Here is a 12,608-nt window from a genome sequence, read left to right as displayed (position 1 = left end):
ACAAGTGTCAGTTGTCAGGCGCGCAAGGCAACGCCAAACTAGGCCTCATGAAAAAAGTCTCCCCGAGTTATCTAAAGCACCAGTTCCTGATCGCCATGCCGCACATGCACGACGAGAACTTTGCTCAGACCTTGACCTACGTTGTCGAGCACAACGCCAATGGCGCAATGGGGCTGGTGATCAACCGCCCGCAAAGCCTGACCCTGGCGGATGTACTCGAACAACTGCGCCCGGAGCTTCCTGCGCCCAAACGCTGCCAGGAAATCGCCATACATTCGGGTGGCCCGGTGCAGACAGATCGCGGCTTTGTCCTGCATCCCAGTGGCCAGACGTTTCAGGCCACAGTCAATCTTCCCGGCGGGATTTCGCTGTCGACCTCACAGGACGTGCTGTTTTCCATCGCCGATGGCTACGGGCCTGATCAAAATGTGATCACCCTCGGCTACGCGGGGTGGGACGCAGGCCAACTGGATGCGGAAATGGCCGATAATGCCTGGCTGACCTGCTCGTTTGACCCGGCCATCCTGTTCGATGTCGACAGCGAGCAACGCCTGGATGCGGCAGCCAGACGCCTGGGCATTAATCTCAACCTCATATCGACCCAGGCAGGACACGCTTGATGGCCGCTTTACGGCTGCTGCTGGGGATTGATTACGGCACCAAACAGATCGGCGTTGCGGTCGGTCAGGCCATTACCGGTCAGGCGCGTGAACTCTGTACGCTCAAGGCGCAGAATGGCGTGCCGGACTGGGACAAGGTTCAGGCACTGATCAACGAATGGAAACCTGACGCCATCGTGGTCGGCCTGCCGTTGAACATGGACGGCACGCCCAGCGACATGAGCGCGCGCGCGGAAAAGTTTTCGCGCAAGCTCAACGGCCGCTTTGGTGTAACCGTCTACACCCATGATGAACGCCTGACCACCTTCGAAGCCAAGGGCGAGCGCATGGCTCGCGGCGGCCAGAAAGGCAGCTACCGCGATAATCCGGTGGATGCCATTGCTGCTGCGCTTCTTCTGCAAGGCTGGCTGGACGAGCACCCCGAGCTGTTGAATGTGTGACTTTTTCTGCCTTTATCGCTTCGAGATACCCGGATTCCACGTTATCGCTTGAGCATTGCGCCATGGACCGACGCTGCCTGAGCCTCTAAGGAGAAACCATGAGCCTGCCCGATCCCGCCGAATTGATTCGTCAGATGGCCACTGACCTGAACGCTCACCTGAGCAAGCGCGGCATCAGCGACCCTCGTTTCATTGGTATCCGCACGGGCGGTGTATGGGTTGCCCAGGCGCTGCTCAAGGCACTGAACAACCCCGCTCCGCTCGGCACCCTGGACGTTTCGTTCTATCGCGATGACTTCAGCCAGAACGGCCTGCACCCTCAAGTGCGACCTTCGGACCTGCCGTTCGAAATAGAAGGGCAGCATCTGGTGCTGATCGACGACGTGCTGATGAGTGGTCGTACCGTCCGCGCCGCCCTCAATGAACTGTTCGACTACGGCCGCCCGGCCAGCGTGACGCTGGTCTGCCTGCTGGACCTGGACGCCGGTGAACTGCCGATCCGCCCGAATGTGGTTGGCGCGACTCTGTCGCTGGCACCCGATGAACGCATCAAGCTGTCCGGCCCAGAGCCGCTGGCGCTCGAACTTCAAGACCTCTCCACCGCCCTTTAAGAGTCCATTGCGATGACGCCTCTCGACGCCAAGCGCCCGCTGCAGCTCAACCACCAGGGCCAGCTGCGCCATTTTCTGTCTCTGGACGGCTTGCCCCGCGAGCTGCTTACCGAAATTCTCGACACCGCTGACTCGTTCCTTGAAGTCGGCGCGCGGGCGGTGAAAAAAGTCCCGCTGCTGCGCGGCAAAACGGTGTGCAACGTGTTCTTCGAGAACTCCACCCGTACCCGCACCACCTTTGAACTGGCTGCGCAGCGGCTGTCGGCCGACGTGATCACGCTGAACGTCTCGACCTCGTCCACCAGCAAAGGCGAAACGCTGTTCGATACCTTGCGCAACCTTGAGGCGATGGCCGCCGACATGTTCGTTGTGCGTCACGCAGATTCGGGCGCTGCGCACTTCATCGCCGAACACGTATGCCCGGATGTCGCGATCATCAACGGCGGCGATGGCCGCCACGCACACCCGACCCAGGGCATGCTCGACATGCTGACGATTCGTCGGCACAAGGGCGGCTTTGAAAACCTGTCGGTGGCCATCGTTGGAGACATCCTGCATTCACGGGTAGCGCGCTCCAACATGCTCGCGCTCCAGGCGCTCGGCTGCCCGGACATCCGCGTGATAGGGCCGAAAACCCTGCTGCCGGTCGGCGTCGAACAATATGGGGTGAAGGTCTACACCGACCTCAACGAAGGTTTGAAGGACGTGGACGTGGTGATCATGCTGCGCCTGCAACGCGAACGCATGACCGGTGGGTTGCTGCCCAGCGAAGGCGAGTTCTACCGCCTGTTCGGCCTGACCACCGCGCGCCTTGCGGCCGCGAAGCCGGATGCGATTGTCATGCACCCCGGCCCGATCAACCGCGGCGTGGAGATCGAATCGGCAGTGGCCGACGGCGCGCATTCGGTGATTCTCAATCAAGTGACCTACGGCATCGCAATCCGCATGGCAGTGCTGTCCATGGCCATGAGCGGGCAAAACGCACAACGTCAATTCGAACAGGAGAACGCCCAGTGAAGCTCAGCATCCTCGGCGCTCGCGTCATCGACCCGGTCAGCGGGATGGATCAGGTTACCGACCTGCATGTTGAAGCAGGCAAGCTCACCGCTATCGGTGCCGCCCCGGAGGGTTTCGAGCCCACCCAGACCATCGATGCTGCCGGACTGGTCGCAGCACCCGGCCTGGTCGACCTCAACGTGTCCCTGCGCGAGCCGGGCTACAGCCGCAAAGGCAGCATCGCCAGCGAAACCCGCGCGGCGGTGGCAGGCGGCGTGACCAGCCTGTGCTGCCCGCCGCAGACCAAACCGGTGCTCGACACCTCGGCGGTGGCCGAACTGATTCTGGACCGTGCCCGTGAAGCCGGTTTCAGCAAGGTGTTTCCTGTCGGCGCACTGAGCAAGGGCCTGGAAGGCGAACAACTGGCAGAGCTGATCGCCCTGCGCGACGCAGGCTGCGTGGCGTTCGGCAACGGTCTGAGCAGCTTCAGCAACACCCGTACGCTGTGCCGGGCGCTGGAATATGCGGCCACCTTCGACCTGACGGTGATTTTCAATTCGCAGGATCGTGATCTGGCCGAAGGTGGTCTGGCGCACGATGGCGCGACGGCGGCGTTTCTGGGTCTGGCGGGCATCCCCGAGACGGCCGAGACAGTGGCGCTGGCTCGCGACCTGTTGCTGGTCGAGCAAAGCGGTGTGCGCGCGCACTTCAGCCAGTTGACCAGTGCGCGTGGTGCGGCGCTGATTGCCCAGGCGCAGGCACGTGGTCTGCCAGTGACAGCGGATGTGGCGTTGTATCAGCTGATTCTGACTGACGAGGCGCTGATCGACTTCTCCAGCCTCTATCACGTCCAGCCACCGCTGCGCACCCGCGCCGATCGCGATGGCCTGCGTGAGGCAGTGAAGTCGGGTGTCATACAGGCGATTTCCAGCCATCACCAGCCACATGAGCGTGACGCCAAGCTGGCGCCATTCGGTGCCACGGAACCGGGAATCAGCAGCGTTGAGCTGCTGTTGCCGCTGGCCATGACGCTGGTGGATGACGGCCTGCTGGACCTGCCGACCCTGATCGCCCGCCTGAGCAGCGGCCCTGCCGCCGCCTTGCGCCTGCCAGCCGGCACGCTCAGCGCAGGAGCGCCAGCGGATATCGTGCTGTTCGACCCTGCCGCCTCGACGGTTGCCGGCGAGACCTGGCTGTCAAAAGGCGAAAACTGCCCCTTCATCGGTCACTGCCTGCCCGGCTCGGTACGCTATACGCTGGTGGATGGACGGATCAGCTACAGCCGTTGAGGCACTACGCTCAGACCAACGAAGGAGAGCGAGACCTCTGTAGGAGCGGACCGGGCGACGCTTCGCTTGTCCGCGAAGACAGTGTGTCAGTCGATGTATTCTCGGCGATCATAAAGCCCCCTTCGCGAACAAGTTCGCTCCCACGCCCTGCGGGCAGAAGCCCTGACGCTCTGCGTCCGCCGCTGAGCAAGCCTCACCCGCGCTGGGCGTTCTTCATCGAGATCTGGTCATTCAGGGTCCAGAAGTCATACAGAATCCCCAAGAGAAACAACCCGCCCGTGCACAGGTAGATAATGCCGGTGATCCACTTGCCCTGATACATGCGGTGTACACCAAACAGGCCCAGGAAGGTCAGCAGGATCCACGCCAGGCTGTAATCGGTGGAACCTGAGGTAAAGCGCAGGTCGGCTTCGCGGTCCATCGACGGGATCAGAAACAGGTCGATCAGCCAGCCGATACCAAACAGACCGAACGTGAAGAACCAGAGGGTCCCGGTGACCGGCTTGCCGTAGTAAAAGCGATGCGCCCCCAGGAACCCGAAAATCCACATCAGGTAGCCCATGACCTTGCTGTGCGTGTCCGAACGATAGGCGTTCATTTTTACCCTCTTTGCGCTGATAGAAAAAAATACATAACAAATTTGTGACTTGGTTTCCCTCTTCCGACGTATGGCACGTGAGGCGGTTTTATGCCGCCAAGCCCTTGTCGTTAAAGGGATTAGCAAGAAAAAAGAAAGAGTCTGTCGCATAAAACGCAATGATACCAGTGTGATGCGCTCGACAAATGGGGTCAGATTTTCCGAAAAAGCTGTTATAAAGTTGCGCGCTGACCACTATGAGCCCTGCCGAATGCGTCCTTTTTTCAAGACATGGCTAACCATTTGCCTTTTTATGCCACTGGCCGCCCACGCCACCAATCGTGAGCAACAACTTCCTGCGAGCTTCACGGGCTACACCGCCAAAAGTCACTCTTCACCGGCACTCGCGACTCGCAATGCACCTCAGGAAGCCACTCCAGTATCCGTTCACCCCAAAAACGCCCGCGCCTCCAAGCCTGTTTCACGCAAGAACGCCAGCAAGGCCACCTTGCAGGCGTCGGCTGCTGTCCCTGCCAAACAGGGCAATGCCGTCGTAAAACGCGCCCTGCAGGCTGTCGGTACGCCTTACCGCTGGGGCGGCACCACGCCTGGCAAGGGCCTGGACTGCAGCGGGCTGGTCAAATATGCCTACACGGATGTCCGTGAGGTCGACCTGCCACGCACCTCCAATGCCATGGCCCAGAGTCATGGTCAGACGGTGGATCGCAAGGATCTGAAACTTGGTGACCTGCTGTTCTTCAATATCAAGAGCCGCAACATCAACCACGTCGCCATTTACCTGGGCGACAACAAGTTCGTTCATGCGCCGCGCCGTGGCAAGGCGGTAACTGTCGATACGCTGAACAAACCGTATTGGAACAGTCACTACAAGATCGCCAAGCGTGTGTTGCCCAAGCAACCAGGACAGATGCGTGTGGTTCAGCGCTGATACTGGCGTGAATCCGCAGTCCGCAAGCTGCATCTGAAAAAGGGGTCTTGAACGCGTTCAAGACCCCTTTTTCGTTCCTGCAGCCTCCCTGCGATCAGAAGTTATCCGGCACCTTGGCGCGTTCGCGCGCGCTTTCGCGGGTGATCAGCCCCTTCTTCACCAGATCGGCCAGGCACATGTCCAGCGTCTGCATGCCCAGCGAACCGCCGGTCTGGATAGACGAATACATCTGCGCCACTTTGTCCTCGCGAATCAGGTTACGGATCGCCGGGGTGCCCATCATGATTTCATGCGCTGCCACGCGTCCGCCGCCGACCTTCTTGAGCAGCGCCTGCGAAACCACGGCGTGCAATGACTCGGAGAGCATCGAGCGAATCATCGATTTTTCCTGAGCCGGAAACACATCGACGATCCGATCGATGGTCTTGGCTGCTGAAGTGGTGTGCAGCGTGCCGAATACCAGGTGACCGGTTTCAGCGGCGGTGAGCGCCAGGCGAATGGTCTCCAGGTCACGCATCTCACCGACCAGAATCACGTCCGGGTCTTCACGCAACGCCGAGCGCAGCGCCTCCGAGAAACCCAGTGTGTCGCGGTGCACCTCGCGCTGGTTGACCAGGCACTTCTTCGACTCGTGGACGAATTCGATCGGGTCCTCGATGGTCAGGATGTGGTGATGCTTGTTGCAATTGAGGTAGTCAATCATCGCCGCCAGCGTCGTCGACTTGCCTGAGCCGGTCGGCCCGGTGACCAGAATCAGGCCGCGTGCCACGTCGGTAATCTTCCGAAACACACTGCCCATCCCCAAGTCTTCCATGCTCAGGATTTTCGAGGGAATGGTACGAAACACCGCGCCTGCGCCGCGATTCTGGTTGAATGCGTTGACCCGAAAACGCGCAACGCCCGGCACTTCAAAGGAAAAGTCGGTTTCCAGACGCTCCTCGAAATCCTGCCGCTGCTTGTCGTTCATGATGTCGTAGATCAGCGCCTTGACCTCTTTGGCGTCCAGCGGGGGCAGGATGATACGCCGCACATCGCCGTCGACGCGGATCATCGGTGGCAGACCTGCAGAGAGGTGCAAGTCCGACGCGCCCTGTTTGGCACTGAAGGCCAGCAGCTCGGTAATATCCATACAGCTCCTCAATCACATAGAATGCCGCAGACTTTAGCCCTGCTGGCGCAAATCAATGTCCACGATAGCAGCGAACATTTCAACGCTCGAACAACGAATTCGCGACGCAGCCCTCGCCGCCAACCGCGAACCGGCGTCCGTCGGCCTGCTGGCGGTGAGCAAAACCAAGCCCGCCAGCGACCTGCGTGAAGCTTACACCGCAGGCTTGCGCAACTTTGGCGAAAATTATTTACAGGAAGCACTGGGCAAACAGCTCGAACTGAGCGACCTGCCCTTGTGCTGGCACTTCATCGGCCCCATTCAATCGAACAAGACGCGCGCTATCGCCGAGAACTTCGCCTGGGTACATTCCGTGGACCGCCTGAAAATCGCCCAACGCCTGTCCGAGCAACGCCCCGAGGCGCTTGAACCACTGAACATCTGCATTCAGGTGAACGTCAGTGACGAAGCCAGCAAGTCGGGCTGCTCGCCTCAGGACCTGCCGGCACTGGCCGCCGCCATCATCGCCCTGCCGCGACTGAAGTTGCGTGGCCTCATGGCGATCCCCGAGCCCACAGACGACCCTGCGGCTCAGCATGCCTCGTTCGCCGCTGTGCGCACATTGCAGGAGCAATTGAACCTGGCGCTCGACACACTTTCCATGGGCATGAGCCACGACCTGGAAGCCGCCATTGCACAGGGCGCAACCTGGGTGCGTATCGGCACAGCTCTCTTTGGCGCCCGCGACTATGGTCAGCCATAACCTTCCCCATAAGGCCCCCTTCATGAGCAAGACTCGTATTGCCTTCGTCGGTGCCGGAAACATGGCTGCCAGCCTGATCGGCGGCCTGCGCGCCCAAGGCGTGGACGCGGCACTGATCTGTGCCAGCGCGCCAGGTGCCGAAACCCGCGAACGGATCGCCAACGATCATGGCGTCCAGGTATTTGCCGACAACGCCGAGGCGATCAAGGGCGCTGATGTGGTGGTGCTGGCGGTCAAGCCGCAGATGATGAAAAACGTCTGCCAGGCGTTGAAGTCCAGCCTTGAAGCCAATCAGTTGATTGTTTCGGTCGCAGCCGGCATTACCTGCGCCAGCCTGACTCAATGGCTTGGCGATCAGCCGGTGGTGCGCTGCATGCCCAATACCCCATCACTGCTGCGTCAGGGTGCCAGCGGGCTGTATGCGACCGACAAGGTCGCTGCCGAACAACGCGAGCAGGCCGAGCAACTGCTGTCGGCCGTGGGTGTGGCAGTCTGGGTCGAGCAGGAAAAACACATGGACGCTGTAACAGCGGTGTCCGGCAGTGGCCCTGCGTACTTCTTTTTGATGATGGAAGCGATGACCGCGGCAGGTGTAAAACTGGGCCTGCCGGAAGACATCGCGAAAAAGCTGACCCTGCAAACCGCACTGGGCTCGGCACTGATCGCGACCGGCAGCGATGTGGGTGCGGGCGAGCTGCGTCGTCGTGTCACCTCGCCGGGCGGGACCACCGAGGCGGCCATCAAGGCATTTCAGGCAGGCGGCTTCGAAGCACTGGTGGAAACGGCACTGACTGCCGCAGATCATCGTGCAGCCGAGCTGGCTGAGCAACTGGGCAAATAATTTTCGGGTTTTCTGGAGCAGATCGATGATCGGATTGAACACCGCTGCAATTTACGTCCTGCAAACGCTTGGCAGTCTTTACCTGCTGATCGTGCTGTTGCGCTTTGTGCTGCAACTGGTGCGGGCCAATTTCTACAACCCGCTGTGCCAGTTCATCGTGCGCGCCACCCAGCCGCTGCTCAAGCCGCTGCGGCGCATTATCCCAAGCCTAGGCGGGCTGGACATGTCTTCGCTGGTACTGGCGATCATCGTGCAGATGATCCTGATGGCCCTGACCCTGCTGCTGATGTTCGGCACCACGGGCGATCCGCTGCACCTGCTGCTCTGGTCGATCATCGGCGTCACCGCACTGTTCCTGAAGATATTCTTCTTTGCCCTGATCATCAGCGTGATTCTGTCGTGGGTAGCACCGGGTAGCAGCAACCCCGGCGCGGAACTGGTCAACCAGATCTGCGAACCTGCCCTGGCACCGTTTCGCAAGATCGTCCCGAACCTGGGCGGCCTGGACATCTCGCCGATCCTGGCGTTTCTGGTGCTCAAGTTGCTGGACATGCTGGTCATCAACAACCTCGCCGCCATGAGCGGCATGCCGGATGTGCTGCGGTTGCTGATGTAAGCACTCTTGTTCCACGCTGGAGCGTGAGGAACGATAACCTCAACTATCGTGCGACGCTCCGCGTCGCATGCCGTTCTGGACGCTCTGCGTCCTGTCCCGAGGTGCAGCTGATTTGTGCCTCACAACATCGCTTATTGCCGCTGCACCTCGCGGTCTTTAGACTTACGCCTCATTTATGCGAGAGCAGGGTCGATGCCCACGGTATTCCCTCACGATTCTGTCGGACTGGTCACACCACAGACGGCGCACTTCAGCGAGCCTCTGGCGCTGGCGTGCGGTCGTTCGTTGCCGGCCTATGACCTGATTTACGAAACCTACGGTCAGCTCAACGCCGCACGCAGCAATGCCGTGCTGATCTGCCACGCGCTGTCCGGGCATCACCATGCCGCAGGCTTCCACAGCGCCCATGACCGCAAACCGGGCTGGTGGGACAGTTGCATCGGCCCTGGCAAGCCTATCGACACCAACACGTTCTTCGTCGTCAGCCTCAACAACCTGGGCGGCTGCAACGGCTCTACCGGCCCGAGCAGTATCGACCCGGAGACCGGCAAGCCGTTCGGCGCCAACTTCCCGGTGGTGACCGTGGAAGACTGGGTCAACAGTCAGGCCCGGCTGGCGGATCTGCTCGGCATCGACACGTGGGCAGCGGTCATTGGCGGCAGTCTGGGTGGCATGCAGGCACTGCAATGGACCATCAGCTACCCGGATCGCGTGCGCCATTGCCTGGCAATCGCCTCGGCCCCCAAGCTGTCGGCACAGAACATCGCGTTCAACGAGGTGGCACGTCAGGCCATTCTCACCGACCCTGAATTCCACGGTGGCTCGTTTCAGGAGCGCGGTGTGATCCCCAAACGCGGCCTGATGCTGGCACGGATGGTCGGGCACATCACCTACCTGTCGGATGACTCGATGGGCGAGAAATTCGGCCGTGGTCTGAAGAGCGAAAAACTCAACTACGACTTCCACAGCGTCGAGTTTCAGGTCGAGAGCTACCTGCGTTATCAGGGTGAAGAGTTTTCCGGGCGTTTCGACGCCAATACCTACCTGTTGATGACCAAAGCGCTGGATTACTTCGACCCTGCCGCCAACTTCAACGACGATCTGGCCAAGACCTTCGCCAATGCCACCGCCAAATTCTGCGTGATGTCGTTTACTACAGACTGGCGCTTCTCGCCGGCCCGCTCGCGGGAACTGGTTGACGCACTGATGGCCGCGCGCAAGGACGTCTGCTATCTGGAAATCGACGCACCTCAAGGCCACGACGCCTTTCTGATCCCGATTCCGCGCTACTTGCAGGCTTTCGGTAATTACATGAACCGAATTTCGTTGTGAGGACGTCATGAGAGCCGATCTGGAAATCATTCAGGAATGGATTCCCGCGGGCAGCCGCGTGCTCGACCTTGGCTGCGGTGACGGCGAATTGCTGACCTGGCTGCGTGACCACAAGCAGGTCACCGGTTACGGACTGGAAAACGACGCTGCCAACATTGCCGAGTGTGTCGCCAAGGGCATCAACGTCATCGAGCAGGACCTCGACAAAGGGCTGGGCAACTTTGCCAGCAACAGCTTCGATGTCGTGGTCATGACCCAGGCCCTGCAAGCTGTGCATTACCCGGACCGAATCCTCGACGAGATGCTGCGCGTCGGGCGCCAGTGCATCATCACCTTCCCGAATTTCGGTCACTGGCGCTGCCGCTGGTATCTGGCGAGCAAGGGCCGCATGCCGGTGTCCGAATTCCTGCCGTATACCTGGTACAACACGCCGAACATCCACTTCTGCACCTTCGGCGACTTCGAAGAACTATGCCGTGAACGCGATGCAAAGGTGCTCGCCAGGCTGGCCGTCGATCAACAGCATCGTCACGGCTGGGCCAGCAAACTCTGGCCCAACCTGCTGGGTGAAATCGGCATCTACCGGGTCACCAGCCCTGGGCTGACAGACCACAAGATTGCCGTTTAACCGACCGTTTTCAAGCACCACGACAGGCCAACCATGAACCTCACACAACTCGTACTGGCCAGCCACAATGGCGGCAAACTCAAGGAACTCCAGGCCATGCTCGGCGGCAGCGTAACGCTGCGCTCGGTCAGTGAGTTCAGCCTGGTAGAGCCGGAAGAAACCGGCCTGTCATTCGTCGAGAATGCAATCCTCAAGGCACGCAACGCCGCGCGTCTGTCCGGCCTGCCTGCGCTGGCCGACGACTCGGGGCTGGCGGTGGACTTTCTCGGCGGTGCGCCGGGTATCTATTCCGCACGCTACGCCGAGGGCAAGGGCGATGCCGCCAACAACGCCAAGCTGCTGGAGGCGCTCAAAGACGTGCCGGACGACCAGCGTGGTGCACAGTTCGTCTGCGTATTGGCGCTGGTACGCCACGCCGACGATCCATTGCCGATCCTCTGTGAAGGGCTGTGGCACGGGCGCATCCTGCACGCCGCCAGCGGTGAACACGGCTTCGGCTATGACCCGCTGTTCTGGGTGCCGGAGCGCAACTGCTCGAGTGCCGAACTGGGCCCGACCGAGAAGAACCAGCTCAGCCACCGCGCCCGCGCCATGGTCCTGTTGCGGCAACGCCTGGGTCTGCAATGACCCACGATTCGCCTGCGCAGCCGCTGTTTCTCGGCGAGAGCGGTTTCTCGTCAGAAAGCCCACGCCCTGCGCTGCCGCACCTGCCACCGCTGTCGCTGTACATCCATATTCCGTGGTGCGTGCGCAAATGCCCGTACTGCGACTTCAATTCGCACACTGCCAGCCCGGTATTGCCGGAACAGGAATACGTCGACGCCCTGCTCGCCGACCTGGACCTTGACCTGCCGCACGTCTATGGCCGCGAACTGCAATCGATCTTCTTTGGCGGCGGTACGCCAAGCCTGTTCAGCTCAGACGCACTGGGCCGCCTGCTCAAGGGCGTGGAGCAACGCATCCGCTTTGCCAGCGACATCGAAATTACCCTGGAAGCCAACCCCGGCACCTTTGAACAGGTCAAATTCAGCGCCTATCGCGGCCTGGGCATTAATCGACTGTCGATCGGCATTCAGAGCTTTCAGGAGTCCAAACTCAAGGCGCTGGGCCGCATCCACAATGGCGACGAAGCGATTCGTGCTGCCGATATGGCGCGTCAGGCCGGTTTCAACAACTTCAACCTGGACCTGATGCACGGTCTGCCGGACCAGTCCCAGGACGAAGCGCTGGACGATCTGCGCCAGGCCATCGCCCTCGCCCCGACTCATCTGTCCTGGTATCAACTGACCCTGGAACCCAACACGGTGTTCTGGAATCAGCCACCGGTGCTGCCCGAAGACGACATTCTTTGGGACATTCAGGAAACCGGACAGCAGTTGCTGGCCACTCATGGCTACGCGCAATACGAAGTGTCGGCTTATGCACAGCCCGGAAAACCGGCGCGGCATAACCTCAACTATTGGGCGTTCGGTGATTTCATCGGCATCGGCGCAGGCGCACACGGCAAGCTGAGCCATCCGGACGGGCGCATCATGCGCACTTGGAAAACCAGGCTGCCCAAGGATTACCTGAACCCGGACAAGCCGTTTCAGGCCGGGGCAAAGCTGTTGCCGCTCGATGAATTGCCGTTTGAGTTCTTGATGAATGCATTGCGACTGACAAATGGTGTGGACGCTGCGTTATTTCGGGAAAGAACGGGTCTAAGCCTCGATTCGCTGGCCGAGGCGCGTCGACAGGCTGAGCAAAAGGGGTTGCTGCACCAGGACCCGACACGCCTGATCGCCACGCCACAAGGCCAGCTGTTCCTCAACGACCTGCTGCAATACTTTCTGATCTAA

Annotated in this window: 15 protein-coding genes; 13 read left to right on the top strand and 2 right to left on the bottom strand. The window is 60.5% G+C overall.

Annotated features, from left to right (window positions below):
• Window positions 1-47: 47 nt before the first annotated feature.
• From LJU29_RS02105 to LJU29_RS02085, 5 genes are all read left to right on the top strand, one after another.
• Window positions 48-620 carry a YqgE/AlgH family protein gene (locus LJU29_RS02105; protein WP_002551735.1) on the top strand — a complete coding sequence of 191 codons (573 nt, stop codon included), beginning with the start codon at window positions 48-50 and terminating at the stop codon, window positions 618-620.
• Complete coding sequence (gene ruvX, locus LJU29_RS02100) at window positions 620-1,060, top strand: Holliday junction resolvase RuvX (protein ID WP_002551734.1); 441 nt, start codon at window positions 620-622, stop codon at window positions 1,058-1,060. Before LJU29_RS02105 ends, ruvX begins: the two co-directional genes overlap by 1 nt.
• 98 nt (window positions 1,061-1,158) lie before the next feature.
• Window positions 1,159-1,671 (top strand): bifunctional pyr operon transcriptional regulator/uracil phosphoribosyltransferase PyrR, encoded by a 513-nt coding sequence (pyrR, locus tag LJU29_RS02095; protein ID WP_002551733.1) that lies wholly within the window; start codon window positions 1,159-1,161, stop codon window positions 1,669-1,671.
• 12 nt (window positions 1,672-1,683) lie between these two features.
• A complete protein-coding gene (locus tag LJU29_RS02090; protein WP_004666454.1) occupies window positions 1,684-2,688 on the top strand; it encodes an aspartate carbamoyltransferase catalytic subunit in 1,005 nt (334 codons plus the stop codon).
• Window positions 2,685-3,956 carry a dihydroorotase gene (locus LJU29_RS02085; RefSeq protein ID WP_122322663.1) on the top strand — a complete coding sequence of 424 codons (1,272 nt, stop codon included), beginning with the start codon at window positions 2,685-2,687 and terminating at the stop codon, window positions 3,954-3,956. Before LJU29_RS02090 ends, LJU29_RS02085 begins: the two co-directional genes overlap by 4 nt.
• Window positions 3,957-4,149: 193 nt before the next feature.
• Here LJU29_RS02085 and LJU29_RS02080 read toward each other — a convergent pair whose 3' ends face one another.
• Window positions 4,150-4,554 carry an NINE protein gene (locus LJU29_RS02080; RefSeq protein WP_004666455.1) on the bottom strand — a complete coding sequence of 135 codons (405 nt, stop codon included), beginning with the start codon at window positions 4,552-4,554 and terminating at the stop codon, window positions 4,150-4,152.
• Window positions 4,555-4,804: 250 nt separating this feature from the next.
• On the opposite strand from LJU29_RS02080, the gene LJU29_RS02075 reads away from it, so the two are divergent.
• The gene (locus LJU29_RS02075; protein WP_257111584.1) at window positions 4,805-5,482 is read left to right on the top strand and encodes a C40 family peptidase; all 678 of its coding nucleotides are present in this window, start codon (window positions 4,805-4,807) and stop codon (window positions 5,480-5,482) included.
• A gap of 94 nt (window positions 5,483-5,576) precedes the next feature.
• Here LJU29_RS02075 and LJU29_RS02070 read toward each other — a convergent pair whose 3' ends face one another.
• On the bottom strand, window positions 5,577-6,611 hold the full coding sequence (locus LJU29_RS02070) for a type IV pilus twitching motility protein PilT (protein ID WP_257111583.1): 1,035 nt from the start codon (window positions 6,609-6,611) through the stop codon (window positions 5,577-5,579).
• A gap of 55 nt (window positions 6,612-6,666) precedes the next feature.
• On the opposite strand from LJU29_RS02070, the gene LJU29_RS02065 reads away from it, so the two are divergent.
• The 7 genes from LJU29_RS02065 (at window position 6,667) to hemW (ending at window position 12,608) form a co-directional block, all read left to right on the top strand.
• Window positions 6,667-7,353: a YggS family pyridoxal phosphate-dependent enzyme gene (locus LJU29_RS02065; protein ID WP_005752647.1), complete on the top strand. Its 687-nt coding sequence runs from the start codon at window positions 6,667-6,669 to the stop codon at window positions 7,351-7,353.
• A 22-nt stretch (window positions 7,354-7,375) separates the two neighbouring features.
• Window positions 7,376-8,194 carry a pyrroline-5-carboxylate reductase gene (proC, locus tag LJU29_RS02060; protein ID WP_257111582.1) on the top strand — a complete coding sequence of 273 codons (819 nt, stop codon included), beginning with the start codon at window positions 7,376-7,378 and terminating at the stop codon, window positions 8,192-8,194.
• Window positions 8,195-8,219: 25 nt separating this feature from the next.
• The gene (locus LJU29_RS02055; RefSeq protein ID WP_004666457.1) at window positions 8,220-8,810 is read left to right on the top strand and encodes a YggT family protein; all 591 of its coding nucleotides are present in this window, start codon (window positions 8,220-8,222) and stop codon (window positions 8,808-8,810) included.
• 192 nt (window positions 8,811-9,002) lie between these two features.
• Window positions 9,003-10,142 carry a homoserine O-succinyltransferase MetX gene (gene metX / locus LJU29_RS02050; RefSeq protein WP_257111581.1) on the top strand — a complete coding sequence of 380 codons (1,140 nt, stop codon included), beginning with the start codon at window positions 9,003-9,005 and terminating at the stop codon, window positions 10,140-10,142.
• A 7-nt stretch (window positions 10,143-10,149) separates the two neighbouring features.
• Window positions 10,150-10,770: a methionine biosynthesis protein MetW gene (gene metW, locus LJU29_RS02045; protein ID WP_005752641.1), complete on the top strand. Its 621-nt coding sequence runs from the start codon at window positions 10,150-10,152 to the stop codon at window positions 10,768-10,770.
• Between the two features lie 33 nt (window positions 10,771-10,803).
• Window positions 10,804-11,397 carry an RdgB/HAM1 family non-canonical purine NTP pyrophosphatase gene (gene rdgB, locus LJU29_RS02040; RefSeq protein ID WP_054077078.1) on the top strand — a complete coding sequence of 198 codons (594 nt, stop codon included), beginning with the start codon at window positions 10,804-10,806 and terminating at the stop codon, window positions 11,395-11,397.
• Window positions 11,394-12,608, top strand: coding sequence for a radical SAM family heme chaperone HemW (hemW, locus tag LJU29_RS02035; RefSeq protein WP_257111580.1), 1,215 nt, complete (start codon window positions 11,394-11,396; stop codon window positions 12,606-12,608). The genes rdgB and hemW overlap by 4 nt, the downstream gene beginning before the upstream one ends.

This window comes from Pseudomonas ficuserectae (genome assembly GCF_024584585.1).
In the GTDB taxonomy this organism is placed as follows: domain Bacteria; phylum Pseudomonadota; class Gammaproteobacteria; order Pseudomonadales; family Pseudomonadaceae; genus Aquipseudomonas; species Aquipseudomonas amygdali.
Note: the sequence above shows the minus strand (reverse complement) of the source record. Positions and strands in the feature narration are given on the sequence as shown.